At 23.9% G+C, this 26977-nt stretch carries 26 protein-coding genes, 1 other RNA gene and 2 pseudogenes; 8 read left to right on the top strand and 21 right to left on the bottom strand.

The window, feature by feature from the left end:
* Positions 1–3: 3 nt before the first annotated feature.
* The 9 genes and pseudogenes from hisIE to smrB form a co-directional block, all read right to left on the bottom strand.
* A complete protein-coding gene (gene hisIE, locus FQV33_RS02580; protein ID WP_158348326.1) occupies positions 4–627 on the bottom strand; it encodes a bifunctional phosphoribosyl-AMP cyclohydrolase/phosphoribosyl-ATP diphosphatase HisIE in 624 nt (207 codons plus the stop codon).
* Positions 621–1397: an imidazole glycerol phosphate synthase subunit HisF gene (gene hisF, locus FQV33_RS02575; protein ID WP_158348324.1), complete on the bottom strand. Its 777-nt coding sequence runs from the start codon at positions 1395–1397 to the stop codon at positions 621–623. The genes hisIE and hisF overlap by 7 nt, the downstream gene beginning before the upstream one ends.
* On the bottom strand, positions 1379–2113 hold the full coding sequence (gene hisA / locus FQV33_RS02570) for a 1-(5-phosphoribosyl)-5-[(5-phosphoribosylamino)methylideneamino]imidazole-4-carboxamide isomerase (RefSeq protein ID WP_158348322.1): 735 nt from the start codon (positions 2111–2113) through the stop codon (positions 1379–1381). Before hisA ends, hisF begins: the two co-directional genes overlap by 19 nt.
* A 4-nt stretch (positions 2114–2117) precedes the next feature.
* Positions 2118–2711, bottom strand: coding sequence for an imidazole glycerol phosphate synthase subunit HisH (gene hisH, locus FQV33_RS02565; protein WP_158348320.1), 594 nt, complete (start codon positions 2709–2711; stop codon positions 2118–2120).
* On the bottom strand, positions 2711–3772 hold the full coding sequence (hisB, locus tag FQV33_RS02560; protein ID WP_158348318.1) for a bifunctional histidinol-phosphatase/imidazoleglycerol-phosphate dehydratase HisB: 1062 nt from the start codon (positions 3770–3772) through the stop codon (positions 2711–2713). Before hisB ends, hisH begins: the two co-directional genes overlap by 1 nt.
* 24 nt (positions 3773–3796) lie before the next feature.
* On the bottom strand, positions 3797–4870 hold the full coding sequence (gene hisC, locus FQV33_RS02555; protein ID WP_158348317.1) for a histidinol-phosphate transaminase: 1074 nt from the start codon (positions 4868–4870) through the stop codon (positions 3797–3799).
* Positions 4860–6173: a histidinol dehydrogenase gene (gene hisD / locus FQV33_RS02550; RefSeq protein WP_158348315.1), complete on the bottom strand. Its 1314-nt coding sequence runs from the start codon at positions 6171–6173 to the stop codon at positions 4860–4862. Before hisD ends, hisC begins: the two co-directional genes overlap by 11 nt.
* 6 nt (positions 6174–6179) lie before the next feature.
* Positions 6180–7079: an ATP phosphoribosyltransferase gene (gene hisG, locus FQV33_RS02545; protein WP_158348313.1), complete on the bottom strand. Its 900-nt coding sequence runs from the start codon at positions 7077–7079 to the stop codon at positions 6180–6182.
* A 261-nt stretch (positions 7080–7340) separates the two neighbouring features.
* A pseudogene (smrB, locus tag FQV33_RS02540) lies at positions 7341–7902 on the bottom strand (endonuclease SmrB).
* A gap of 220 nt (positions 7903–8122) precedes the next feature.
* On the opposite strand from smrB, the gene aroC reads away from it, so the two are divergent.
* The 3 genes from aroC to FQV33_RS02525 all read left to right on the top strand — a co-directional run bounded on the left by aroC (position 8123) and on the right by FQV33_RS02525 (position 10814).
* The gene (gene aroC / locus FQV33_RS02535) at positions 8123–9193 is read left to right on the top strand and encodes a chorismate synthase (protein WP_158348309.1); all 1071 of its coding nucleotides are present in this window, start codon (positions 8123–8125) and stop codon (positions 9191–9193) included.
* 492 nt (positions 9194–9685) lie between these two features.
* Positions 9686–10561 (top strand): 4-hydroxy-tetrahydrodipicolinate synthase, encoded by an 876-nt coding sequence (gene dapA, locus FQV33_RS02530; protein ID WP_158348306.1) that lies wholly within the window; start codon positions 9686–9688, stop codon positions 10559–10561.
* The gene (locus FQV33_RS02525) at positions 10548–10814 is read left to right on the top strand and encodes a hypothetical protein (RefSeq protein ID WP_158348304.1); all 267 of its coding nucleotides are present in this window, start codon (positions 10548–10550) and stop codon (positions 10812–10814) included. The genes dapA and FQV33_RS02525 overlap by 14 nt, the downstream gene beginning before the upstream one ends.
* 131 nt (positions 10815–10945) lie before the next feature.
* Here FQV33_RS02525 and dapE read toward each other — a convergent pair whose 3' ends face one another.
* The 4 genes from dapE to FQV33_RS02505 form a co-directional block, all read right to left on the bottom strand.
* Positions 10946–12073: a succinyl-diaminopimelate desuccinylase gene (dapE, locus tag FQV33_RS02520; protein ID WP_158348302.1), complete on the bottom strand. Its 1128-nt coding sequence runs from the start codon at positions 12071–12073 to the stop codon at positions 10946–10948.
* A 101-nt stretch (positions 12074–12174) separates the two neighbouring features.
* Entirely contained in the window at positions 12175–14172 is a 1998-nt protein-coding gene (gene tkt / locus FQV33_RS02515; protein WP_158348300.1) for a transketolase, read from the bottom strand.
* 55 nt (positions 14173–14227) lie between these two features.
* On the bottom strand, positions 14228–15178 hold the full coding sequence (gene tal, locus FQV33_RS02510) for a transaldolase (protein WP_158348299.1): 951 nt from the start codon (positions 15176–15178) through the stop codon (positions 14228–14230).
* A 120-nt stretch (positions 15179–15298) separates the two neighbouring features.
* Entirely contained in the window at positions 15299–16516 is a 1218-nt protein-coding gene (locus tag FQV33_RS02505; protein ID WP_158348297.1) for a beta-ketoacyl synthase N-terminal-like domain-containing protein, read from the bottom strand.
* 94 nt (positions 16517–16610) lie between these two features.
* On the opposite strand from FQV33_RS02505, the gene rsmI reads away from it, so the two are divergent.
* Positions 16611–17480, top strand: coding sequence for a 16S rRNA (cytidine(1402)-2'-O)-methyltransferase (gene rsmI, locus FQV33_RS02500; RefSeq protein ID WP_413462925.1), 870 nt, complete (start codon positions 16611–16613; stop codon positions 17478–17480).
* Positions 17481–17513: 33 nt separating this feature from the next.
* Positions 17514–17892, top strand: an RNA gene (gene rnpB / locus FQV33_RS02495) — RNase P RNA component class A.
* Positions 17893–17984: 92 nt separating this feature from the next.
* On the opposite strand, the gene pmbA is transcribed toward rnpB, so the two are convergent.
* On the bottom strand, positions 17985–19328 hold the full coding sequence (pmbA, locus tag FQV33_RS02490; RefSeq protein ID WP_158348293.1) for a metalloprotease PmbA: 1344 nt from the start codon (positions 19326–19328) through the stop codon (positions 17985–17987).
* 96 nt (positions 19329–19424) lie between these two features.
* Between pmbA and ppa the strand changes: the two genes are divergently transcribed.
* Positions 19425–19964 (top strand): inorganic diphosphatase, encoded by a 540-nt coding sequence (gene ppa / locus FQV33_RS02485; protein ID WP_158348291.1) that lies wholly within the window; start codon positions 19425–19427, stop codon positions 19962–19964.
* Positions 19965–19987: 23 nt separating this feature from the next.
* Here the strand turns inward: ppa and FQV33_RS02480 are convergent, their stop codons facing one another.
* Positions 19988–22672, bottom strand: a complete 2685-nt coding sequence (locus FQV33_RS02480; protein ID WP_158348289.1) for a translocation/assembly module TamB — start codon at positions 22670–22672, stop codon at positions 19988–19990.
* A gap of 247 nt (positions 22673–22919) precedes the next feature.
* Between FQV33_RS02480 and rpmB the strand changes: the two genes are divergently transcribed.
* Together rpmB and rpmG are read left to right on the top strand one after the other, a co-directional pair.
* Entirely contained in the window at positions 22920–23147 is a 228-nt protein-coding gene (gene rpmB / locus FQV33_RS02475; protein ID WP_158348287.1) for a 50S ribosomal protein L28, read from the top strand.
* A 10-nt stretch (positions 23148–23157) separates the two neighbouring features.
* Positions 23158–23325, top strand: coding sequence for a 50S ribosomal protein L33 (gene rpmG / locus FQV33_RS02470; RefSeq protein ID WP_158348285.1), 168 nt, complete (start codon positions 23158–23160; stop codon positions 23323–23325).
* 120 nt (positions 23326–23445) lie between these two features.
* Here the strand turns inward: rpmG and fliR are convergent, their stop codons facing one another.
* From fliR to FQV33_RS02445, 6 genes and pseudogenes are all read right to left on the bottom strand, one after another.
* A complete protein-coding gene (fliR, locus tag FQV33_RS02465; protein WP_158348283.1) occupies positions 23446–24222 on the bottom strand; it encodes a flagellar biosynthetic protein FliR in 777 nt (258 codons plus the stop codon).
* Positions 24222–24491, bottom strand: a complete 270-nt coding sequence (gene fliQ, locus FQV33_RS02460) for a flagellar biosynthesis protein FliQ (protein WP_158348281.1) — start codon at positions 24489–24491, stop codon at positions 24222–24224. Before fliQ ends, fliR begins: the two co-directional genes overlap by 1 nt.
* A 19-nt stretch (positions 24492–24510) precedes the next feature.
* The gene (fliP, locus tag FQV33_RS03140) at positions 24511–25245 is read right to left on the bottom strand and encodes a flagellar type III secretion system pore protein FliP (RefSeq protein WP_226856642.1); all 735 of its coding nucleotides are present in this window, start codon (positions 25243–25245) and stop codon (positions 24511–24513) included.
* An 81-nt stretch (positions 25246–25326) separates the two neighbouring features.
* Positions 25327–25647: pseudogene (fliO, locus tag FQV33_RS03135) on the bottom strand (flagellar biosynthetic protein FliO); the annotation flags it as partial.
* Positions 25648–25661: 14 nt separating this feature from the next.
* Positions 25662–26033: a FliM/FliN family flagellar motor switch protein gene (locus FQV33_RS02450; protein ID WP_158348277.1), complete on the bottom strand. Its 372-nt coding sequence runs from the start codon at positions 26031–26033 to the stop codon at positions 25662–25664.
* Positions 26026–26964, bottom strand: coding sequence for a hypothetical protein (locus FQV33_RS02445; RefSeq protein ID WP_158348274.1), 939 nt, complete (start codon positions 26962–26964; stop codon positions 26026–26028). The genes FQV33_RS02450 and FQV33_RS02445 overlap by 8 nt, the downstream gene beginning before the upstream one ends.
* Positions 26965–26977 lie beyond the last annotated feature (13 nt).

Raw genomic sequence — 26977 nt, 5'->3', positions numbered from 1 at the left:
TTTTTACGATCTTATTGTCTTTCTTTTTTTTAAGTTTTCAATAATTAAATTAAAATTTAAATTTTGATCATGTAGTAATACAATTAAATGATAAATTAAATCTGAAGATTCGTTAATTAACTCATGTGTATCTTTTTTCATTGCAGCTAATATTGTTTCTACAGCTTCTTCGCCTACTTTTTGTGCAATTCGTTGAGTTCCAGATTTATATAAACTAGATGTATATGAATCTTTTAAATTATTATTTTTTTTGTCTTCTATTGTTCTTTCTAATTCAGAAAGAAAAGATAAATAACTATTTTTTAAAGAAAAACAACTTTTTTTATTTAAATGACATGTTTTTCCAGTGGGTTCAACTAAAACTAATAATGAATCATTATCACAATCTGTAGTTAGTTCTATCACTCTTAAAAAGTTTCCTGAAGTTTCTCCTTTTGTCCATAATCTTTTTTTACTGCGAGAATAAAAAGTCACAAAACCTTCTTTTTGTGTTTTTAAAAAAGCTTCTTCGTTCATATAACCATGCATCAAAACTTCATTAGACAAATAATCTTGAATAATTGTTGGAACCATACCATGAGTTTTATTCCAATCTAATTTTGGTATTTTTTTTGATTTTATTAACATTTTCGAATCTCTATTCCTTGTTGAATTAAGAAATCTTTTAAAAGTTTTATACTAACTATATTTTTATGAAAAACAGAAGCAGCTAATACACCATCAACATTAGAATAATATAGTGCTTCATAAAAATGCTTTAAATTTCCAGCTCCACCTGATGCAATTAAAGGTACTTTACATAGTTTTTTCATTTCTTTTAATTGCAATAAATCATATCCATTTTGTAATCCATCTTGGTTCATCATATTTAAAACAATTTCTCCAGCACCATATTTTTGAACTTGTTTTATCCAATCAGATGTTGTCCAGTTAGTTTGATAAGTACGATTAATATTACCTGTATATTGTTGTACCATATAATTTTTACTGACTTTATCAAACCATGAATCAATACCAACAACCATACATTGTACACCAAAACGATCTGAAATTCTTGTTATTAAAGTAGGATCAATTAACGCGGAAGAATTAATTGATATTTTATCAGCACCAAAAGATAATATATTTTCCGCATCCTTTACACTTTTAATTCCACCAGCTACACAAAAGGGAATATTAATTACTTCAGCGACTTTTTCAATCCAACTTCTATCGACTAACGTATTATTAGTTGCGGCAGTTATATCATAAAAAACTAATTCGTCAATACCTTCTTTTGCATAGCGTTCAGACAATGAAATTATGTTACCTACAATTTGATGATTTTTAAATTGAACACCTTTTACTACAACTCCATTACTAACATCAAGACATGCTATTATTCGTTTTGCCAACATTTTAAAGCCTCTTTTATTGTAAATCTTTTTTCTAATAAACTACGACCAACAATCACACTACTTACTCCAGTTTTTTTTAAAGAAAAAATATCAGATATACTTGATACTCCTCCTGATGCTTGAAATTGAATATGTTTAAATCTTCTTACAATTTCTTTATACAATATAGTATTAGGACCTGATAAAGTACCATCTTTAGATATATCTGTACAAAGTACATGTTTTAAATTTTCAGAAGAAAAAAAATCGATAATTTCTTCTAATGTAGAATTAGTTTCTTGTAGCCAACCATTAATTAATATTTTTTTTTCATTATTTATAATATTAACATCTAATGCTAAAACAATTTTATTAGAACCATAAATTTTAAACCATTTTTTTACTTCCATTTTATTTGTTACTGCAGAAGAACCAATAACAACTCTTTTAAAACCTAATTCAAATAATGTATTTATATCTTTTTCAGTTCGTATTCCCCCACCAATTTGAATGGGAATTTTAGTATAAGATATTATCTCCTTAAAAAGTTTTAATTGTCTTTTTTCTACATTCTTTGTACCATTTAAATCAACTAAATGAATAATTTTTACTCCTTTCTTTTTATATTCTATAAAATGTTCATATAAATTTATATTATAAAATTTTTTATGTAAATAATTGCCTTGATACAAACGAACTGCTTTTCCTTCTAGAAAATCAAATGCTGGAATAATCATAAAATTATATCTCTAAAAAATTTTTTAGTAATTGAGCCCCTACATCACCTGATTTTTCTGGATGAAATTGAACTCCAAAGAAATTATTTTTTTGAATAACAGAACTAAAAGATATTCCATAATTAGTTGTTGCTAAAGTATATTTATTCACTGGTACAATGTAGCTATGTACAAAATAAAATCTAGAGTTTCTTTGAATATTTTTAAATAATGGATGCACTTTATTAAAAGTAATATAATTCCAGCCAATATGCGGCAAAGATAAATGTGAATTTTTTAACAAAATAGTTGAAGAATTATTTAAAATACCAAGTGTATTTATTCCATTACATTCTTCACTAAATTTACAAAAAATCTGCATTCCAAGACAAATACCTAATACAGGTTGCTTAATACTTTTAATAATATTAATTAAATTTTTTTGGTTTAAAATATTCATGACTGCTGAAGCAGTTCCTACACCAGGTATTATAAGTTTTTTAGATTTTATTAACAAATTAGGATCAGAAGTAATTTGAGACGTATATCCTAATCTTTTAATAGCTATTTTAATTGAAGTTAAATTAGCACATCCAGTATTTAATATCACTATTGTCACTATAATATTCCTTTTGATGTTGGTAATGTTTCCCCTTCTATTTTAATTGATTGACTCAGTGCTTTTCCAAATGCTTTAAATAAACTTTCAACACAATGATGATCGTTATTTCCTTTAAACGATAAATGTAAAGTAATTTTCATAGATTGACAAAGAGAATAAAAAAAATGTTCTACCATATCAGTACTTAAATCCCCAACTTTCTGATATCGAAAACTACCTTTAAAATTTAAATATGGACGATTCGATAAATCAATTACACATTTTGCTATACTTTCATCCATAGGTAAAACAAAACCAAATCTAGATATTCCATTTTTATTTTCTAATGCTTTTAATAGTGCCTCCCCTAAAACAATACCTGTGTCTTCTACTGTATGATGATCATCAACTTTTAAATCTCCTTCAGCCTTTATATAAATAGAAATACCACTATGTATTGACAATTGTTCTAACATATGATCAAAAAAGTTTATTCCCGTTTTAATATTACTTGAATGTTCTGAATCTATCCAAACTTTGACATGTATAGAGGTTTCTTTTGTTTTTCTAAAAATTTCTCCAAATCTATTTTGTTGTGTAATTTCTTTTACAATATTTACCCAATTAAAAGTATCGTCTTTATATTGTATACCTTGTAATTTTATATTTTTTGCTAAATCCATATCTGTTTGTCGATCACCAATAACATAGCTACTTTTTTTTTCAATTTTATTTATCCATGTTTTTAACAATTTAATTTTAGGTTTTCTACATTCACAGTTATCATGTGCAAAATGTGGACAAATTAGAATATCTTCAAATATTATTCCCTCTGATCGAAAAACATCTAAAATAAAAAAATGAGGTATATTAAATTTTTCTAATGGAAATGATTGTGTACCTAATCCATCTTGGTTTGTAACCATAATAAATTTATAACCAAACTTCATTAATTTACATAATGAAGAAATTACCTTTTTTTTAAATATAATTTTATTAATTTTATCAACCTGGAAATTATCTTTAGGCTCATCAATTAAAGTACCATCTCGATCAATTAACAATATTTTTTGTTTCATTTATACAACCTTATAATTACAACATTATAGCTTAGATAAAATTTTAATTTCTTCAATAAAACGTGAACATTCTACATGAGAGCCAATTGATATTCTTAAACATTCTTTTAAATGCATCTTATGATGTTGATTTCTTAAAATTATACCTTTTTCCCATAATTTCTGAAATATTTTCTCAAACATATGAAACTTCACTAAAACATAATTAGCATGACTATTATAAATTTTTTTTACTAAAGAAATTTGTTTCAATTCATTAATCAACCAATTACGATTTAAATTTAGTTTTAAAACTCTATCTTTCATAATTTTTATTGCATTTTTACTTAAAGACTGGATGGCAATATCAGCAACAATTGTAGCAATTGGATACGGACTAATTACTTTATTTAAAATATCAATAATTTCCTTATTTGCTAAAGTAAAACCACATCTTATACCTGCTAATGAAAATGCTTTGGATAAAGTCCTTAAAATAATTAAATGCGGATAATTTTTTAAACAACTAACCATACTATTTTCAGAAGAAAATTCTATATATGCTTCATCAATTACAACTAGAGCACATCCCAAAGTTATTTTTAATAAATTAATAATATCTTTTCTTAAAATAATATTTCCAGTAGGATTGTTAGGATTACATATATATATTAATTTAACTTTATTAAGATTACGTTGAATATTTTCTAAATCTATTTTCCAAGTGTTTTTAAACGTAGGAATTTCTTTTATTTCAACATTTGAAATCTTTGCATTTAAAGCATACATATCATAAGTTGGGGGACAACAAATAATTGCATCTTTTTCAGGATTACAAAAAGCTTTAATTAATAATTCGATACCTTCATCAGCACCTCTAGTGACTAAAATTTGATTACTTAACAAACCAACATATTCAGAATAAGATAAAATTAAATTCTTAGGTTGACATTCAGGGTAACGATTAAATGACTCAATATTAGTTCTAAATAGACTGGGTATAGGACATTCATTTGCATTAAGCCATATATTACCATTTCCACCAATACGTCTTGCTGATTGATAAGGTTTTAAATTTTTTATATTTGATCTAACTAAATGTATTATACTATCCTTCATATCTATCCTTTAAAAAATTTACTCGAATTTTAACAGCATTATTATGTGCTTCTAATTTTTCTGCTTTAGATAAAACATCAAGCGTATTTGATAGATCCATAAATCCTTGAGATGTCAATTCTTGTACTAATATACGTTTTTTAAAATCAGATAAACCTAAAGCAGACTTGGAAATAGATTTTCCATATGTTGGAAGAACATGATTAGTTCCAGAAGCATAATCACCTGCTGATTCAGGAGACCAAGGTCCTAAAAAAATCGAACTAGCATTCAATATGTGACGAAGTAATGATCTTGGTTTTTTTGTATGAATAATTAAATGTTCTGGTGCATATATATTAGATATATTAATAGATTCAACTAAATTTTTTGTTAAAATTATTGAACTATTTTTTAAAGCAGTATATATATTAGAGGACCTAAAAAATTTTTTTAATTGCTTATTAATAGATAAAACAACTTTTTCTGCTAGTTGCATACAAGAAGTTAATAATATTACTTGAGAAGATATTCCATGTTCTGCTTGAGACAATAAATCAGCAGCAATAAAATCTGGATTAGAAGTTTCATCGGAAATAATTAATAATTCAGAAGGACCAGCTAACATATCTATTTCTGGACCATTTAACATAGAACTAACTTGCAATTTTGCTTCTGTAACATAAGTATTGCCTGGTCCAAAAATTTTATCTACTTTAGGAATACTATCAGTTCCAAAAGCCATAGCAGCAATAGCTTGAGCACCACCTATCTGAAATATTTTATTAATTCCACAAACATGTGCAGTATAAATAATTTCATCGCTAATTGGTGGGGGAGAACATAATATTACTTCTTTACAACCGGCAATTTTAGCTGGTATACCAAGCATTAATACAGTAGATAAAAGAGGTGCTATTCCATTAGGAATATAAATTCCAATAGAATTTAAAGGTAAATATATCTGTTGACAACGAATTCCAACTTGCGTTTCAATATCTGTTTCAGGTAAAATTTGGGCCTGATGAAATGCTGTAATATTTTTTTTTGCAACTTCAATTGCTTCTTGTAATATAAAATCAATTCTTAATAAAGAAGATGATATATTTTTTTGAGATAATTGAAATTTATTTAATAAATATTTATCAAATAAGTTGGTGTAATTTTTTACAGCTTTATCACCTAATACTTTCACATTTTTAATTATGTCTTTTACTTTTTTTTTAATAATATTATTTTCTAAATGAATAGGTCTTAATAAAATTTTTTTTTGTTCGTTAGAAGTTAACTTATTCCAATCAATAATTGTGTTAAAATATTGCATAAAACTCTACTCCATCATTTTCTCAATAGGCAAAACTAAAATTGAACTAGCTCCTAATGATTTTAATTTTTCCATTGTTTCCCAAAATAATGTTTCAGTGCTCACCATATGCATAGCGACTCGATTCTTATCTCCAGCTAATTTTAAAATTGTTGGTCTTTCCGCACCATGTAATAAAGATACTACTGCATCAAGCTTGTTAATAGGAGCATGTAACATAATATATTTTGATTCTCGAGCTTTAATAACACCTGTAATACGAGTCATTAATTTATTAATTACTTCTTTTTTTATAAGATTAATATCTCCTGGCTTGCAGATTAGACATGCATATGAACGAAAGATAACTTGTACTTCACGTAATCCATTTGCTTCTAATGTAGCTCCTGTTGATACCAAATCACAAATAGCATCAGCTAATCCAGCTCTAGGCGCAACTTCTACAGAACCGTTTAACATACAAGATTTAAAATTAATTTTTTTTTGATCTAAATAGTTTTTTAATAGATGAGGGTATGAAGTGGCTATTCTAAAGTTTTTTATAGATTCTATACCAATATAGGAAGTATTAACAGGAATTGCAAGAGATAGTCTGCAAACACCAAAATCAAGACGTCTTAACGTAATATAAGAACTATCTATATTTTGTGATTTTCGATTTAATAATTCTTCTTCTAAAACATTTTCTCCTACTATACCCAAATCAACTACTCCATCCATTACTAAACCAGGAATATCATCATCACGCACTAACATAACATCAATAGGCATATTTTCAGCAAAAGCTATTAATTTCTGTTGTTTTAAATTAATTTTAATTCCGCATAATATTAATAATTTTATAGATTCACTGCTTAAACGACCAGTTTTTTGCATGGCTATACGTACACGATTATTATTTAACATCTTCAAAACCCTGTAATATTTTTATGTTTAAAAGTAAATTTATAAAATTACACTTTCTATAAAGCAAAAAAACCCAAAAAAAATTAGGGTTTTTAAAAATTATTTTTATTTTAAAGATATTATTTATTATTATATTTTTAAGTTATACAAATATTTTTAAAAATATATACGTTTAATTTAATTTCTATTTATTATAAATTATATAAATATTTCAAATTATAATATATTTGTTATAAAATATATTTTAAATTTATTTTATCTTCAATTATAAACTTCTACTTTATTTTTAGTTATAAACTTCAATAATTACTATAATCGCAGCATCACTTCCAAAAATTCTAGGAGCTTGGTGAAAAGCAACTATATCAGGATGTTGCGATAACCAAAAAGGTATTTGTTGTTTTAAAATATTTTTTCCGTATCCATGTATAATATGGGCGCAAAAAATTTTTTCTTTTTGACAAATAGTAATTAGTTGACCTAATTTTTTTTGTGCTTGATATTGTGTTAATCCATGTAAATCAAGAGAAATATCTGGCAAATATTTTCCTTGTTTTAATCGTTTTAAAACATTATTTGAATTTTTACTACGTATATAAGAAACTGGGTTTTCCTTAAAAAAATTTTTTTCGTTTTGAAAACGAGAAAAATAATAGCTATGAGCTTCTTGTTCAAAAACCTTTCTTTTTGATGTTATATTTTTATTAACTATTTTATTTATTCTTGAATGAAATATAGTATCTTGTACTATTTCTCGTGTACCATTTAAATACTTACGAAATAAAATATTACCGTTATCAGTATATTCTCGATTTTTGTTCATAATCATTAATTACCAAAGCTTAAATAAATTCATATTGTTTAAAATTATTGTTTTAATAAATATTGTTTTAATTATATAATTTAGTTTTTATAAAAACAACAAAATAAAAATTTTATCATTATATTTTAATAAAAAAATTATTTTTTTATTTTTTTCTGTATAGTTATATTATTTAAATATAAGTTATTTCCATATAAAACAAATAAAAAAGAAGAAAAATATGGCTGGAAATACAATTGGAAAAATATTTTGTGTAACAACTTTTGGCGAATCACATGGAAAATCATTAGGATGTATAGTAGATGGCGTTCCGCCAGGTCTAAAATTATCTTCCGAAGATTTACAAAATGATTTAAATCGACGAAGACCGGGAACTTCTAGATACACTACACAAAGATGTGAATCAGATCAAATTGAAATACTTTCTGGAGTCTTTAATGGAATTACAACAGGAACAAGTATCGGTTTAATTGTTAATAATACTGATCATAGATCTCAAGATTACACAGCAATAAAAGACCTATTTAGACCAGGACATGCTGATTATACTTATCAAAAAAAATATGGTATTAGAGATTATCGAGGAGGTGGAAGAGCATCAGCACGTGAAACTGTGATGCGAGTTGCAGCTGGAGCTATTGCGAAAAAATATCTTAAAACAAAATATGGAATAATTATTAGAGCATATTTATCAACAATAGGTCATATTAAATGTACATTTGAATCATGGGAAGAAGTAAATAAAAATCCTTTTTTTTGTCCTAATTCAAAAAAAATTGAAAATATACAAGAACTAATTAAACAATTAAAAAAAATAGGTGATTCAATCGGAGCTGAAATAACTATTGTTGCTGAAAACATTCCTGTAGGACTTGGAGAACCAGTTTTTGATCGAATAGATGCAGATTTAGCACATGCATTAATGAGTATTAATGCAGTCAAAGGAGTAGAAATTGGAGATGGTTTTTCAGTTATCAACCAAAAAGGAAGTCAAAATCGTGATGAAATTACTCCAGATAGATTTACCAGCAATCATTGTGGAGGTATTTTAGGAGGTATTAGCAATGGTGAAAATATTATACTAAAAGCAGCATTTAAACCTACTTCAAGTATAAAAATACCAGGCAAAACAATTAATATAAACAATGAAAAATCAGAAATAACTGTAAAAGGTCGACATGATCCATGCGTAGGGATTAGAGCTGTACCAATAACTGAAGCAATGGTTGCAATTGTAATTATGGATCATATGTTAAGATTTAGAGCACAATGTGACAAGATAATTGATTAATATATAATTTATCAAAAATAATAACTTATTACTAAAATTATATATTTATTAGCATGATAAAATAGCTTTCAACTATATTTATATTTTAACTTATTTCACTTGATATTTTAGCCAGTTAAATTGAATTTAACTTTATTATAAAAAATAATTAGTATCTATGATATAACTATAAATTTTATTTTTTTTTAAATAAATTCAAATAGTATAATTTAATCGTATTTAATTTGAAATTACAACTTTTAAAAAAACATAATATTTTTGAATTATCTAATAAATTTATTTTATATTTATATAACAAATTTAAAAAACTAACTAAACAAATATTAATTAAACATTCAAAAGTAATCTTTAAAGTATATCATTAATCACATTAAAAAATTTAAATTCATTAAAATCATTTAAATATATTAAAATTGTTATTTGATTGATTTTAAATTTTATATAAATATACCATAAAATATAAAATATTTTTTATGAAGGAAAATAAAACTAATGTTCACAGGAAGTATGGTGGCACTAATTACACCAATGAATAAATCAGGCGGAATTTGTCATTCTAGTTTAAAAAATTTAGTCGACTATCATGTATTAAATAAAACAACAGCAATTGTTTCTGTGGGTACAACTGGAGAATCGGCTACTTTAAGTCAAGAAGAACATATTAAAGTTGTTATGTCAACATTAGAAATTGCAAATGAAAGAATTCCTGTTATTGCAGGAACAGGTGCAAATGCAACAAATGAAGCAATATCTTTAACAAAAAGATTTGAAAAATCTGGAATTTCGGCTTGTCTTACTGTAACTCCATATTATAATAAACCTACTCAAGAAGGATTATATCAACATTTTAAAGCAATATCAGAAAACACAGAACTACCGCAAATTTTATATAACGTTCCTAGTCGTACAGGATGTGATTTGCTACCACCAACTATTGCTCGTTTATCTGAATTTAAAAATATTATCGGAATCAAAGAAGCAACTGGAGAATTATCAAGAATTAATCAAATTAAAAAAATTGTAAAAAATAATTTTCTACTAATTAGTGGTGATGATGCAACAGCATTAGATTTTATACAGTTAGGTGGTCAAGGAGTAATATCAGTAACAGCAAATATTGCTGCTAAAGAAATGACAAAAATGTGTTCATATGCATTACAAGGAGATTTTATTAATGCAAGATTTATAAATGAACGTTTGTCTTTATTACATGAAGCATTATTTATAGAACCAAATCCAATTCCAATTAAATGGATTGCTAAAAAAATGGGTTTAATAAAAAATGATACCCTTCGTTTACCAATGACTCCAATTTCATCTTCTGGACAGATTCAACTTAAAAAAGCTCTTCAATATGCTAACCTTTAATAAAAATGTGTTTTTTTTTAAAAAAAAAATAATCATTTTAAAAATTTTTATTATACTTTCAGTAACTTCTTGCAACATAAATGTTTTACAAAAAAATCATAACCTTTTTATTAATGAAAATAATCAAAATCAATTTAAAAAACTAATTATTCCAAAAGAAATAAATATTCCTACTGAAGATCAAGAATATAAAATACCTTATACAGAAGAAGATTTAAAAAAAGATAAAATTGATATATTTCCTCCTGTATAAATTAATTAGATAAATTAATTAGATAAGAAATATATAAAAAACTTTATTTATATGCTAAAAAACAGGTGCAGATTATCTTAAAAGATTTTCTGCATCATTTATATTTGAATAATTAATAAGTTATTAATGTTTTATACGAATAAATTTTTCATAATATTTTCATAAATTAAAGTTAATATTTTTAAATCAGATATTTTTACACATTCGTTAACTTTATGAATAGTCTTATTAATTAAACCTAATTCAATTATTTGTGCATTAAATTTAGCAATAAAACGTCCATCTGAAGTGCCACCATCTGTAGATAAAATCGGTTTATTTTTGGTAATATTTAAAATAGATTTAATTACAGTATCTGTTAGTAATCCTTTTTTTGTAATGAAAGGAAGTCCAGATAAATGCCATTTTATAGAATAATTAATATTATTTTTTTCTAATATTTTTAAAAAATTTATTTTTATTTGATTTTCAGATATTTCATTGCTAAAACGAAAGTTAAATTGTACAAATAAAGAACCGGGAATTATATTATTACTTCCATTACCTGCATGAATATTGGAAATATTTACACTAGTTGGGGGAAAAAAATTATTACCTTTGTCTAATGGAACAGATAATAATTGCAGAATAACAGGCAATCCTTTATGAATTGGATTATCAGCTAAATGAGGATATGCAATGTGTCCTTGAATACCTAAAATTTTTAAATCTGCTGTCAAAGAGCCACGTCGTCCATTCTTTATAAAATCACCAATTTTATTAGAACTGGTAGGTTCTCCTATTATACAATAATCAATTATGTCTCTTTTAGATATTAAATAATCTACTACTTTTCTTGTTCCATCAATAGCAGAAGACTCTTCATCTGAAGTAATTAAAAAAGATAAACGACCTTTGTAATCAGGATATTTTATTATGAATCTTTTTGATGCTATTAGCATAGCAGCTAAAGCACCTTTCATGTCTGATGCGCCTCGACCAAATAAAACACCATCTTGTATTATAGGATCAAATGGATTATTATTCCAATCTTTATATTCTCCAGGTGATACTATATCGGTATGACCTGCAAATGTTAAAGTTTTTCCTGATCCTCTAGTCGCCCAAAAATTCTTTGTATCATTAATATTAATTTTTTTTATTTTAAATCCAAGATTAGATAAAAAATTTATCATAATATCTTGACAACCTAAATCTTTTGGACTGATAGATGGAATCCGAATTAATTTTTTTGCCAATTCAGTTACTGAACAAGTCATATTTTTCTCTTTAAAATATTTTTTTATAATTTGAAATATTTTTAAAAAATTATTAAAATGGGGCTTAAAGCCCCTTACAACTATTGCTAATAGTTAGAAAATTAATGTTTTAAAAAATTTTTTGATTTGTTAACTATATTATCTACAGTAAAACCAAACTGTTTAAATAAAACATCAGCTGGAGCTGACTTTCCAAAAGTTTCCATACCAATAATTAAACCATTTATTCCTACATATTTATACCAAAAATCTTTTGCACTTGCTTCTATTGCAATTCTTTTAGCAACATAAGAAGGAAGTATACATTCTTTATATTCATTTGTTTGTCTATCAAAAACATTGTTAGAAGGCATTGAAATTACACGCACAGAATAGCCTAAAGAAATAATTTTTTTTGCAGCTAGTAAAGTAATTTCGACTTCTGAGCCGGTTGATATAAAAATAACATCAATAGGTTCTTTAGAAGTATATAATATATACGCACCATATGAAATATTAGTTAATTGTTCTTTATTTCTATGAAACTGAGATAAATTTTGACGTGATAAGATTAATGCTGTCGGTCCTTGTTTCTTCTCAATTGCAAACTTCCATGCTATAGCAGTTTCTACTTGGTCGCAAGGTCGCCATACATCTAGATTAGGAGTCATTCTTAAATTAGCTAATTGTTCTATTGGTTGATGAGTAGGACCATCTTCACCTAAACCAATAGAATCATGGGTATACACAAAAATATGTTTAGTATTCATTAAAGCAGCCATACGAACAGCATTTCTTGCATATTCAACAAACATTAAAAATGTTGAAGTATACGGAATAAACCCACCATGATGTGCAATACCGTTAGCAATTGCAGTCATACCAAATTCACGAACACCATAATGAATATAATTTCCTGATGGATTTTCTGCTATAGAACTAGAAGATGAACAAAGAGTTAAATTGCTAGGAGATAGATCTGCTGATCCACCTATTAATTCAGGCAATAATTTTACAAATTTTTCTAAAGTGTTTTGAGAAGCATTACGACTTGCGATATTTTTAGGATTATTCTGTAATTTAGTAATATACTCATTACTTTCTTTATACCATGTTATAGGTAAATCTTTTTTAAAGCGTCTTAAATACTCTTCTGCAAGTTCAGGATATTTTGATTTATATAAAGCAAATTTTTTATTCCATTCTTTTTCTAATTCTAACCCTTGTTTAATAAAGTTCCATTTTTTATAGATTTCTTGAGGAATCTCAAAAGGTAAATAATTCCATTTTAAATTTTTTCTTGTTAAAATAATTTCAGATTCACCAAGAGGAGCACCATGAGATTCTGATGTACCTGATTTATTAGGAGATCCAAAACCAATAATCGTCTTACAAATAATAATAGAAGGCTTATCTTTTATAAACATTGCTTCTTTAATACTATTCATAATAGAATAGGAATCATGACCATTAACTTTATCTATTACATGCCAATTATAAGACTTAAAACGCATTACTGTATTATCTGTAAACCAATTTGATATTTTCCCATCTATTGAAATACCATTACTATCATAGAAAACAATTAATTTTCCTAACTTTAAAGTTCCAGCTAAAGAACAAACTTCATGTGAGATTCCTTCCATTAAACATCCATCTCCTACAAATACCCAGGTATAATGATTTACTATATCAAAATTTAAACGATTAAAATAAGAACTTAATGTTTTTTCTGCAATAGCCATTCCCACAGCATTTGCTAAACCTTGACCTAATGGACCAGTAGTAGTTTCAACACCTGGTGTTTCTTCTATTTCAGGATGTCCTGGAGTCTTAGAATCGAGTGTTCTAAATTTTTTAATTTCTTCTATTGATAAATTATATCCAGTAAGATGTAGCAAACTATATAGTAACATTGAACCATGACCATTAGATAATACAAAACGGTCTCGATTATCCCATTTAGGATTTTTTGGATTATGTTTTAAGAAATTTCTCCATAATACTTCTGCAATATCAGCCATACCCATTGGCATACCAGGATGACCCGATTTTGCATTTTGAACTGCATCTATACTTAACATACGAATGGCGTTCGATAATTCTTTTTCTAAAGACATAGATTTTTCCCAAATTCTAATTTTGTAAAAAATAAATCAATATTTTATTAAATATTTATATTAATTTTGAAATGATTTTCTCTAAAAGAAATTGATCTTTTCCAAAATTTCTTATACCTTCTGACAATTTTTGGACAGCCATTTCATCTTGATTATGTTCCCATCTAAATTCTGATTCAATAAGAGGGGCAGGTGGTTTAGAAAAAGTAGTAGGTGGATTTAATTTTCTATTAAATACTGTATTATTTAATTCAAGTTCTTTTAATAAGTCAGGAGAAATAGTTAATCGGTCACATCCAGATAATAATAAAATTTGTTGAATATTTCGAAAACTAGCACCCATAATAATAGTTTTATAATTATGTTTTTTATAAAAATTGTATATTTTACAAACAGACTGAACCCCGGGATCTTCGTTATAAGAAAAATTTAATGTTGAATTTTGAGCTATATACCAATCATAAATACGACCAACGAAGGGAGATATTAAAAATACATTAGATTCTGCACAAGCACGTGCTTGAGCAAAAGAAAATAAAAGAGTTAAATTGCAAAAAATATTATCTTTTTTTAATTCTTCTGCTGCTTTTATACATTCCCATGTAGCTGCTAATTTAATTAATACTTTTTTTCTAGAAATACCTTGCTCTTCATACATTTTAATTATTTTTTTTGCTTTTAAAATACATTTTTCTTGATTAAAAGATAAACGAGCATCTACTTCACTCGAAATATAACCCGGTATATATTTTAAAATTTCCACCCCAAGATCAACTAAAATTTTATCACTTGCATTTACTAATTGCTCTTTTTTTGAACCACCCTTTTTTTTAGCATATTTTACTGCTTGATTCAAAAACTTTTGATTGGTATTTAAATTTACTGCTTTCAATATTAAAGACGGATTTGTAGTTGCATCTTCAGGTTTATATTTACAAATAGAATCTATGTCACTTGTATCTGCAACAATTGTTGTAAATTTTCTTAATAATTCTAACTGATTCATATATCACCATTGTTATTAAGGTAGTAAAAATTTAATAAAGATATAAAATATATTTTTTATTGTATTAATAATATTAATATTTTATACATAATTTAAATAATATTTATTTTTATAAAAAAATTAGTATTTTTTTAATATTAAAGAAACATTAGTTCCTCCAAATCCAAAATTGTTAGACATTGCAGTCGTAATTTTTTTAGAAATAGTTTTTTGAATAATATTCATTTTTTTTGCATGAGGTTCTAATATTTCAATATTAATTGAAGGAGCTATAAAATTATATTGTAACATTAATAAAGTATAAATAATTTCATGCACTCCAGATGCCCCTAAAGAATGACCAGTGATAGATTTTGTTGCTGAAATCATTGGTTTTTTTTCATTTGAAAAAGATTTTTCAATTGCTTTTAATTCAATTAAATCACCAATTTTAGTTGATGTTCCATGAACATTTAAATAATCAATAGATAACTGTTTGTTACCTTTTGCTAAATTCATACATCTTAAAGCACCTTCTCCAGAAGGTATAACCATATTATCACCATCAGATGTTGCAGCATATCCAATAATTTCAGCATAAATATTAGCAGAACGAGAAATAGCAGAATTTAAATCTTCAATAACTAAAATTCCTCCTCCACCTGATATTACAAAACCATCTCGATTTAAATCATATACACGAGATGCTTTAATAGGAGTTTTATTAAAATTTGAAGAAAGTGCTTTCATCGAATCAAATTCAGCAGCTAATTCACAACTTACTTCTTCTCCACCACCTGCAAAAATAAGGTCTTGTTTGCCAGATTTAATTAATTCAAAAGCATTTCCAATACAATGTCCAGAAGTTGAACAAGCAGAATTAATAGAATAATTTACACCGTAAATTTTAAATATAGTTGATAAACAAGCCGAAATTCCAGACGTCATAGATTTAATTGCAGTATATGGACTTAAAGAACGAAAACTATAACTATTTTTTACAATATTTATATCTTTTAAATAGTCTTTACGAGAACCTCCTCCAGAACCAACAATCAATCCAACACGAGAATTTTTTTGATAATCTTTATTTTTTAAATTAGCATCTTTAATAGCTTGTTCCATTGATAAAAAAGCATAAATAGAGCCATCAGTCATAAAACGAGATGCTCTTTTACTTATTAAATTTTTATGGTCTAACTTAATATTTCCCCATACTTGACTACGCATACCTAATTCTTTCATTTGTTCTGAAAATGTTATCCCGGAACGACCATGATATAAAGAAGTTAAAACTTCTTGTTTATTATTTCCAATACTAGAAATAATACCAAATCCTGTAATAACAACTCTTTTCACTCACTTTCCTTATTAATAATAAATTTTATTAAATTTAATATTATTTATATAATAAATAATTAATTGTTTTCATTAAAATAAATATAAAATATATTTGGATAAAAAAGTGAGTTTATTTAAAAATACTGGAATTCTTTATATTGTACCAACACCTATTGGCAATTTATCTGATATTACTTATCGTGCTTTAGAAACATTAAAAGAAGTTAATCTAATAGCTTGTGAAAATATTCAACATACTAATATTTTACTAAAACATTTCAATATAAAAAATACTTTAATATCTTTTAGCAAAGATAACGAAGTTCAAAAAACTGATCATTTAATTAATATACTAAAAAAAGGAAAATACATTGCTCTAGTATCTAATGCTGGAACCCCAGTAATCAATGATCCAGGTTATTTACTAATAAAAAAATGCCATTTATTTAACATTAAAATTATTCCTCTCCCTGGACCTTGCGCTGCTATTACTGCATTAAGCGCTTCTGGAATATCTACTCATCGTTTTTGTTATGAAGGATTTCTTCCTTCTAAAAAAAAATTAAGACGTGATTTATTATGTTCTTTAAAAAAAGAAAAACGAACAATTATTTGCTATGAATCAAAACATAGAATAATTGAAACTATTAAAGATATAATAAATGAAATTGGAGAAAATAGACATATAGTAATTGCTAGAGAAATAACAAAAAAATGGGAAATAATTCATGGAAATAAAGCTAGTTTAATGCTTTCTTGGATAAAATCAGATGTAAATCGTCATAAGAAAGGAGAAAATGTTATTATTATAGATGGTTATAAAGAACTAAAAAGCATAAATCCTTCAGATAAGATAATCAATACTTTTACAATATTAAAAAAATTTCTATCACTAAAGCAATCAGTATTTATTACTTCTAAAATCCATAAAATTAATAAAAATAATTTATATCAATATGCAATAAAAAACAAAGAAAAATGACATTATTATTAAAATAACATATAATATTTTTAAGAAGTTGACTAAAACAGTCGCTGTTTAGTAGTTATTCACTAAAGAGAGGAAAGTCCGGGCTCCATAGAGCAAGGTGCCAGGTAACACCTGGAAAGTGCGAACTTATGACTAGTGCAACAGAAAAAAAACCACCAAACTTAATATTAAAGATATATTATTAAAAATGGAAAGGGTGAAAAGGTGTGGTAAGAGCACACCGCATAATTGGTAACAATTTATGGCATGGTAAACTCCACCTGGAGCAAAGTCAAATATAGGTTATTAAGTGTTGCTCGTACTAAAAAAAAACCTGGGTAGACTGCTTGAATTAGCAAGTAATTGCTAATCTAGATGAATGACTGTTTAAAAACAGAACCCGGCTTATCAGTCAACTTCTTAACATAAAATAATTATAATTATCAATAATAAAATATTTCAAAAGGTAATAAATTTATTACCTTTTTACTTAGATTAATTTATTAAAAATAAAAACTAATTTCCTGAAATCTGCATTTCAGATATTAATATAGAACCACATTGAATATTATTTCTAATATCAATATCATTACTAATACTAAGAATATTACACCACATATTTCTTAAATTACCAGATATAGTAATTTCATTTACTGGATATTGAATTTTCCCATTTTCAACCCAGAAACCCATTACACCTTGTGAATAATTTCCACTAACAATGTCTACTCCTTGTCCCATTAATTCCGTTACTAATAATCCGATATTCATATTTTCTAATAAGTTTTGAAATGATATATTTTTATGCGAAATTAACCAGTTATAAATACCTCCAGAATTCCCAGTACTAATTAATCCTAATTTACGAGCATTATAACTATTTAGCAACCAAGTTTTTAATATTCCATTTTCAACTATATATTTTACAGAAGTTGTTACACCTTCATTATCAAATGGTTTGCTGCCTAATCCTTGTTGGATATGTGGATTCTCTAAAATATTCAACCAAGTAGGAAAAATTCTTTTTTGTAAATCATGAAGTAAAAAAGTAGATTTACGATAAACGTTATCACCACTAATAGCCGTTATAAGATGAGAAAAAAAATTAGCAGATATTTCTCTTGAAAATATAATTGAAGCTTTCATAGTATTAATTTTTTTAGGAAATAATCGAGCAATAACACGTTGTGCAGTTTTTTTACCTAAAATATCAGGTTTTTCTAAATTTTCTATTTTTCTAGCAGTTGAATAATAAAAATCTCTTTGCATTGAATTTTTTTCTTTTGCAATCATACAATTATAAGCTGAATAAAGAGTAGACTTATATTTTTCTAACATTCCTAAACTATTTCCAAAAACATTTATAGTAATATGATTACTAAAAAAGCTCCCTTCACTATTAACAATTCTTTTATCAAATTTAAATGCTTCTTTTTCTACTATAGAAGCAAAATCAATTCCATTTTTAATATTCAGTTCAGAAGGATGAAATAAATTAAGATCTTTAGCATGAAAACAAAGTGATTTTAGATCTGGTAATCCCACAAAAAAATCAGAAGAAGAATTTTTAGAAATATCTACAGCAATTTCTAACATTTTTTTAATACTATTAGCACTAAAATCTGTAGATGAAACACTACCTTTAGCAAACTTATTATAAACAGTAATAAATAGTGCACCATCACTATTAAACTCGATATTTTCTACAATATTATTTCTAACATTAACATTAATTCCTATTGTTTTTTTAATAAAAACTTCAATAGAACAATTAGTTGTTTGCTTTGCTAATTGCAGGGTATTTTTTACTGTATTGATTAATAAATTTTCTTCAGTTTTAATTTGATGAATTAATTTCATTTGTAACTCCTAAATAATATATATAATATATAAGTAAGATATATTAATATTAATTTATAAATAACTATATAAAAAAATATAAAAAGGTACATATCAATGAATTATAATAAAATCATTGCAGGTGATAATATACCAAATGATATATATGTTATCATTGAAATACCATCTAATTCATCTCCTATTAAATATGAAGTAGACAAAGAATCAGGCTTTCTTTTTGTAGATCGTTTTATATCTACACCAATGTTTTATCCTTGTAATTATGGATATATTAACCAAACATTATCTATGGATGGTGATCCGTTAGATGTTTTAGTGCCATCTCCATATCCTATACAATCTCATTCAATTATTCACTGTAAACCTATTGGAATGTTACAGATGAAAGACGAATCAGGAGATGATGCTAAAATCATAGCTGTTCCAACAAGTAAAATTTGTACAACATATGAATGTATTAATGATATTTCAGATATATCAGAGTTATTAAAAAAACAAATAGAACATTTTTTCAAATATTATAAAAAAATAGAAACAGAAAAATGGACAAAAATTATAGGATGGGGTAATCATCAAGCTGCAAAATTAGAAATTAGTTCTTCATATGATCGATTTAAAAATAAAAAAAATATATAAAAATTTATTTTTAGTTTATTTTTTCAAAAAATAAAATTTTTTTCATCAATTTTAAAATAAAATAAATGAGATTTTAAATATCCAATTAAATCATATTTTAATAAAAAATAATGTAAATTCAATTGAGAACAAAGATTTAATTTCATTTTTGGAAGTACAAAAAAAAGAACATGATCACTATTAAAAAAAATATTCCATTCTAAAGAAGGAAGAAGATTATTTTTTGGATTTGAATATAATTTAAATAATACATTTCCTTGCTTTATAAAAATTGATTGATTAATTTTAACATATTTAATTAAATTTAAAGAAGGATAAAAAAACAAAACAATATATTTTAGTATTTTATTACTTTTAATATAAAAATTTTTTAAATGAATATCAGCCGATATATGAGGCTGATATAAAGTGCCTAAAAACTTTATATTACCAATACATGTTCCTTCTATTATTGTTGAATGTGGAATAAAAAAATTTAAAATAGAAGAAGGAAAATTCAATAAAAAATATTTACCTTGTATATTCTGTTTATGAAAAAAATCAAATACATTTAAAAATCCAAATAATCTTTTATTTTTATTTTTTAATGGATATATCGCCCAATGAGTGATAAGATTATTTTTTTTAAAATTTACAAATAATTTAAAACAAGATATTTTTTTAAAAAAAGATTTATTTTTTATTTTTTTTTGTAATTTTATATTATTAGCATGTAAAAATATTTTTATATTAGAAAACTTTTTTTTAGTTGTTGATATAAATTTTGTTTGAAAAAATAAATTAGTTTTAAAATTAATAGATGAGTTTAAAATAGACGAATATAAAAATTTTTTAACTATACGAATTTTAGAAGAAATAGAATTTTTATATTTTATTTCGTTTTTTTTATTTATTTCTATATTTTTATAATTATATAAAAATACAACTGGATGATTATTTATAATCCATTGCTTATTAAAAGTTGAAATATTTATTTTTTTAAAAATACCTTTCCAAAATCTTTTTTGATAATTAAATTTTCCATTTACAATAAAATTTATAGTGAAATTTTTATTTTTTAAATAAAAATAAAAATTTTGATTCATCTTATTCCAATGAAACTTAACATTTAAAAAATCTAAATAAAATTTCAAAAACTTTATTTTTTTCATAGTGAAAGAAATATTTTTTTTAGCATTTATATTAATGAGCATTTTAAAACTATTTAAATAAATCATATTATTCCAATTTAGTTTATTTCCTAAAACTAAACCAGAAACAATAGGTGAAAAATAAAAACCATATATATTGAATGTAGATGTAATTGCACCTTTTAAATTAGGTATAAAATAATCTAAATTGTTAGCATTGATAGACGAATTAATATTAATTAAATTTGATATTGATCCTGCTAAAAAGCCTTTATTTTTTCCTGAAAAAAAACTTATTTTAGGTATTTGTATACCATTAATTTGATTGTAGTATAAAGCACCTAATACTAATAATTTTTTATCTATTATATTAGCTTTTACATTAAAACTAGGAATATTAATACTATTTATTCCTTTTTTAAAATTATTTAATATATTAATATTTCCTTTTATTTTAGAAATATATTGATCATTATTTTCTTTATTTAAACCAACTAATTTATTATTTTTATATTTTTTAAAAAATGGAGTACAATGAATTTGATTTAAATAAATATTTGTTAAATTTCCACCACCGAAAATATTTAAAATAACTGATGGCATACCTGGTATATTAATAATATTTTTTAATGATACGTAATAATTATTAATGGTACCTTTTAAAGTTATATTAAAATTTTTTGAAGCAAATATTAAATTTTTCTTAATTGGAAATAATAAACGATGAATATATAGATTAATATATATAGGATGATTTAAATTATTTAATAATACTTTTCCATATAAATTACATTTAAAAAAATCATTAAATTTTAATTTAAATTTAAATTGACTATTAACACTTCCTCGAAATAAAATATTTTTAAATTGATAATGAAAAAAATTCATTTTTTTACATTGTATAGATGTTAAATTTATATTTATTGGAAATGAAAAATTTTTACGATATGAAAGAAAAGATAAAAAATTATTTATTTTTTTTTTATTAAAAATATTTTTTTTATTTAAAAAGTCTTTTGGATTATTTTTTTTTAAGTTTAAAGAAATAGAATCAACATAAGTACTAAGTATAGTAAAATTATTATTAATTAATTTTACTCCACTATTAACATTTGATAAAAGTATATTAATATCATGTGACTTTAGTAAAATTTTATCAGAATAAATGTTTTTTAAAATAATATAATTACTAAAAAAAATATATTTTTCTGATATATTTTTTTTAAAAGATTCTCTTTTTAACGAAAATAAATTATTTTTATTAAATAAAAAAATTAAGTTTTTTGTTTCAATTTTTTTAAAAATTTTATGTACTTTAAATAAAGATGTTGGATCAATTAATATATGAATACTAGTAGCTTTAATAGATGTCCCAAAAAAATTATAAGTAATGTTTTTTAATGTAAAATCACGCCAATTACCTGATATTGATTCTTTTTTTAACCCCAAAAAAAAATAATTAGTAATATTAAAAAACAATTTAAATCCCAAGTTACTTTCTAAGAAAAATACTATTAAAAAAATTAAGCTAGAAAAAAAAATCAAAGATTTAGATAAATATCTCTGATATATACTCATATAAATAATCCTGAATTAAATATTAATTAATACTTGAAAATGTCAAACTATATATTATATTAATTTAAAACAAAAATTTTTATCTCTTTAAATAAACTACTATTTAATTTTATTTTTTTTTTATAGTAAAATCATCTAAAAAATACATGAATTTTAGATTAATATATACTAATATGTATGTTTTTATACTATTCACTAGTTTTTTTAAATAAAAATAGCACAAAATTCATTCTAGGAAAAATTTTATATGTCTCGTATATGTCAAGTGACAGGTAAAAAACGCATGATTGGTAATAATAGATCACATGCTTTAAATGCAACAAAAAGAAAATTCTTACCAAACATTCAAAATCATCGTTTTTGGATTCCAGAACAAAAAAGATTTATTAAATTGCGTATATCTGCTAATGGAATGCGTTGTATTGATAAATATGGAATTGAATCAATTATAAAAAAAATAAAAAATAAAAAATAAAGGTTTTAATATGGCTAAAAAAAATAGAGAAAAAATAAAAATGATTTCTTCTGCAGGAACAGGACATTATTATACTACTACTAAAAATAAAAGAAATACACCTGATAAACTAGTTTTTAAAAAATATGATCCAACTATTCGAAAACATGTATTATACAATGAAGGAAAAATTAAATAGAAAAATTTTAAATAAAATTTAAAAACATTATTTTAAAACTAAAGTATAATTTAATATAAATTATACTTTATAAATAATTGATTATACTTAAAAATATTTAACAGATTATAAAAACAATAACTATAGTTTTAAAAAAGTATCAGATAAAAACAAAATTAATTGATTTAACAATTTATTAAAAATAGGAAAAGAAATAAATATTAAATAATACAACATTATTATTCCTATTAATAAATTTAATGGAAAACCAATAGAAAAAATAGATATTTGAGGAGATAAACGATTTAAAATACTCATTATTAAATTAGATAATAATAAAAAAATCATAATTGGTAGAATAAGCATAATACTATTCAAAAAAATATTACTAGAAAATTTTAATAAAATAAAAAACACGTTACTTTTTAAAAAAATCATATCAATAGGAATACTATAAAAACTATTAATTAATATAGATATTAAATATAGATGTACGTTAATTGATAAAAAGAAAGATAGCATTAAAACATTTAATAAACGAGATATTATAGAAACACCAATATTATTATTTGAATTAAAAAAAGTTGCAAACGATAAACCCATTTGCAATCCTATTAGTTCTCCTGAAAAATTAACTGTAGCAAACAAAAACTGACAAGTAAATCCTAAAGTGATACCAATCAAAATTTGTTCTAGTAAAAGTAATAAACCAATAAAAGAAAATAATTCTGTATTTACCTTTGGTAAAAATGGGAATGCTATCCAAGTGATTAATATAGATAAAATTATTTTAGTTTTTCTATTTATATGTTGATCATTAAAAATTGGAACAGTTGAAAAAAACGCTAAAATACGTACTAAAGGCCAAAAAAAATTACTTATAATCGTTATTAGCTGTAAATTATTAAATATTAACATTATTTTATAATTGCTGGTATATTATTAAATAAGTTATGCATATAATCCAACATAACACCCAACATCCAAGGACCAAATATAGCAATTGTAGCTAAAATAGAAATTATTTTAGGAATAAACGAAAGAGTTTGTTCGTTTACTTGCATAGCAGCTTGTAATATACTAATAATTAATCCGCTTATTAAAGCAGATAATAATAGTGGAGACGCAATCATCAATGCAACTTTCATAGCTTGACTAAATAAAACCATTATATATTCAGGAGTCATAAAAAATTCCATTAAAAAATTACATGTTAAAACTTTGAGATAAAGAAGTTACTAATAATTGCCATCCATCTACTAATACAAATAACATTAATTTAAAAGGTAAAGAAATTGTTGAAGGCGGAACCATCATCATACCAAGAGCCATTAAAACACTAGCTACAACTAAATCAATAATTAAAAAAGGTATAAAAATAGTAAAACCAATTTGAAAAGCTGTTTTTAATTCACTCGTAATAAATGAAGGTAATAAAATTCGCATAGGAATATCATTTTTATCTTTATAATAAGAAATATGTGCTATTTTCGAAAATAATTCTAAATCAGCAGTTCTTGTCTGATTAATCATAAATTTCTTTAAGGGAATTGAACCTTTTAAAATAGCTTCATCCATATTTATTTGTTCTTTACTAAAAGGAAGATAAGCTTCTTCATAAACTTTTTCAAAAGTGGGAGACATAATAAAAAAAGTTAAAAAAAGTGCTAAGCCTAACAATATTTGATTCGGTGGAGCATATGGAGTTCCTAAAGCATTCCTTAATAATCCAAAAACAATAATAATTCGTGTAAAACTAGTCATCATTAAAAGAAAAGCTGGAAGAAAAGTAAGTGCAGTTAAAAAAACTAAAGTTTGTATAGGTAGCGACCAAGTTTGCGTACCATCATTTAAATTATGAATTGTTGGTCCAGGTATATCGGCATAAACTAAAGGGCAAAACAATAATAAAAATAAAAATGGAACAGTTCGATAAAACATTATTTTTTTTAAAAATATTTTGGTAAAATTTTTGAAAGAATCATAATAATTTTTTTTTGGCAACATAATTTTTTCTTCTTGACTAGGCAACTCGTCTTTTAATTGAGATGTTAATGTATACAGATGAGTAATATTAGTTTTTGTAACACCTAATATTAATTTTACCTTTTTTACTTCTATCATGATAATAGATTCGTTTGATCCTATTGATGTTCTTTCTATAATATTTATGTAAGAATTTTTTTTATTTTTTTTTAATGAAATTTTTTTTATAATCCAACTTAAAACTAATATTAATAATATTATTTGTCCTAACGAACTAGCTATTTGAAAAAAATTGATACCATTAAGTACTGATTGGGGATTATTTAATGTTAATTGTGATGAAATATTATTTTTCATAAAATTTAAATTGATTAATTCATAGTATTGAAAGAATTTTTTATACTGATGATACGTATACCATATGTATTCTCTGACATAACAATTTCACCAAGTGCAATTAATTTACCATTTGCAAAAATTTTCAAAGGATCCTCTTTTTTTGTGTTTAAAAAAAACATGCTTCCTTCTGAAAAATTTAATAATTCTTTTATTTTAATTTTTGATCTTCCTAATTCTATAGTTATATTCATAGGTATATCAAATATTATTTCTTTTTTATTTATTATTGCTTCAGCACTAATAGATTTTTGTTCTTCAAAATTTTTTTCATTTTTAATGTTTTCATTATTTTTAATAGAATTACTCATATCTTCAGAATTATCTTTTTTTTTCAACTTATTCATTAAAAAATTCCTTATATCTATTTAAATCTAAATTTTTATTTATTATTTTCTTTAAAAAAACAACTAACTTTTTATTAAAATTTTTATAATAACCTAAAAATATAGGTATTTTTTCTATAGAAACAATCACTTTATCAGGACTCTCAACTATTAAAATATCTCCTACAGATAAACTATTACATTTTGTTTTAGAAGATATTATTAACTTTGTGATTAAATTAAGTTCAATATCGAATAAATTAACAATAGGAATATTTTTTGAAACATTTATATTTTTTATGAAAGATTTTTTATTGCTTTCTGAAAAAGATATTTTCTGAAAATTCTTTTTAACTATTGAAAGAGGAAAGACAATACTTAAAAAAATTTCTACATTATTTAAACTTAAACTGAAATAATTAGTTATATAATTTTCTTTTATGCAACAATCTTTTTTAATATCGAAAATTTTTATATTAAAATTTTTTATATCAATAGAAAAAATTTTTTTAAAAGATTCACAATAAGCATTAAAAATTAGTTGTAAAATTTTTTGAGAAATAATTTTTTCTGTATATGTAAGATCTCTTTGCTTATTAATTTTATCTGTATAAGTACCATTTCCTCCAAATAATAAATCTATAAAAATAGATAATAAATTATCTGAAAAAAATACATAAGATTTTTTGTTTAAATTTAATATTTCTACTTCACTTGAAAATAAATATTTTATATCTTTATCATGATCTGTATAAGAATTTATTTTAATAGAAAAAAAATTTAATTTTATATTATTTTGAATAAAATTTGAAAAAGATATTATTATTTTTTTTATAAAATTTTCATTTATTTTTTCTAATATTTTAATTTCATTTATATTTAAAATATTATGTATTTCTTTTTCTCTATTAGTTACTTCATTTTCAATATTCAAAGGATTACTTTTGCCCATTTATTATATACCT

Source organism: Buchnera aphidicola (Aphis fabae), assembly GCF_009069125.1.
GTDB lineage: Bacteria > Pseudomonadota > Gammaproteobacteria > Enterobacterales > Enterobacteriaceae > Buchnera > Buchnera aphidicola_BB.
This window is presented reverse-complemented; position numbering and strand designations above follow the sequence as displayed.

Excerpts from the sequence above, each read along its gene's own strand:
- hisIE (WP_158348326.1), bottom strand. The coding sequence starts at position 627 with ATGTTAATAAAATCAAAAAAAATACCAAAATTAGATTGGAATAAAACT.
- hisF (WP_158348324.1), bottom strand. The coding sequence starts at position 1,397 with ATGTTGGCAAAACGAATAATAGCATGTCTTGATGTTAGTAATGGAGTT.
- hisA (WP_158348322.1), bottom strand. The coding sequence starts at position 2,113 with ATGATTATTCCAGCATTTGATTTTCTAGAAGGAAAAGCAGTTCGTTTG.
- hisB (WP_158348318.1), bottom strand. The coding sequence starts at position 3,772 with ATGAAACAAAAAATATTGTTAATTGATCGAGATGGTACTTTAATTGAT.
- hisC (WP_158348317.1), bottom strand. The coding sequence starts at position 4,870 with ATGAAGGATAGTATAATACATTTAGTTAGATCAAATATAAAAAATTTA.
- hisD (WP_158348315.1), bottom strand. The coding sequence starts at position 6,173 with ATGCAATATTTTAACACAATTATTGATTGGAATAAGTTAACTTCTAAC.
- hisG (WP_158348313.1), bottom strand. The coding sequence starts at position 7,079 with ATGTTAAATAATAATCGTGTACGTATAGCCATGCAAAAAACTGGTCGT.
- aroC (WP_158348309.1), top strand. The coding sequence starts at position 8,123 with ATGGCTGGAAATACAATTGGAAAAATATTTTGTGTAACAACTTTTGGC.
- dapA (WP_158348306.1), top strand. The coding sequence starts at position 9,686 with ATGTTCACAGGAAGTATGGTGGCACTAATTACACCAATGAATAAATCA.
- FQV33_RS02525 (WP_158348304.1), top strand. The coding sequence starts at position 10,548 with ATGCTAACCTTTAATAAAAATGTGTTTTTTTTTAAAAAAAAAATAATC.
- dapE (WP_158348302.1), bottom strand. The coding sequence starts at position 12,073 with ATGACTTGTTCAGTAACTGAATTGGCAAAAAAATTAATTCGGATTCCA.
- tkt (WP_158348300.1), bottom strand. The coding sequence starts at position 14,172 with ATGTCTTTAGAAAAAGAATTATCGAACGCCATTCGTATGTTAAGTATA.
- tal (WP_158348299.1), bottom strand. The coding sequence starts at position 15,178 with ATGAATCAGTTAGAATTATTAAGAAAATTTACAACAATTGTTGCAGAT.
- pmbA (WP_158348293.1), bottom strand. The coding sequence starts at position 19,328 with ATGAAATTAATTCATCAAATTAAAACTGAAGAAAATTTATTAATCAAT.
- ppa (WP_158348291.1), top strand. The coding sequence starts at position 19,425 with ATGAATTATAATAAAATCATTGCAGGTGATAATATACCAAATGATATA.
- FQV33_RS02480 (WP_158348289.1), bottom strand. The coding sequence starts at position 22,672 with ATGAGTATATATCAGAGATATTTATCTAAATCTTTGATTTTTTTTTCT.
- rpmB (WP_158348287.1), top strand. The coding sequence starts at position 22,920 with ATGTCTCGTATATGTCAAGTGACAGGTAAAAAACGCATGATTGGTAAT.
- rpmG (WP_158348285.1), top strand. The coding sequence starts at position 23,158 with ATGGCTAAAAAAAATAGAGAAAAAATAAAAATGATTTCTTCTGCAGGA.
- fliR (WP_158348283.1), bottom strand. The coding sequence starts at position 24,222 with ATGTTAATATTTAATAATTTACAGCTAATAACGATTATAAGTAATTTT.
- fliQ (WP_158348281.1), bottom strand. The coding sequence starts at position 24,491 with ATGACTCCTGAATATATAATGGTTTTATTTAGTCAAGCTATGAAAGTT.
- fliP (WP_226856642.1), bottom strand. The coding sequence starts at position 25,245 with ATGTTTTATCGAACTGTTCCATTTTTATTTTTATTATTGTTTTGCCCT.
- FQV33_RS02450 (WP_158348277.1), bottom strand. The coding sequence starts at position 26,033 with ATGAATAAGTTGAAAAAAAAAGATAATTCTGAAGATATGAGTAATTCT.
- FQV33_RS02445 (WP_158348274.1), bottom strand. The coding sequence starts at position 26,964 with ATGGGCAAAAGTAATCCTTTGAATATTGAAAATGAAGTAACTAATAGA.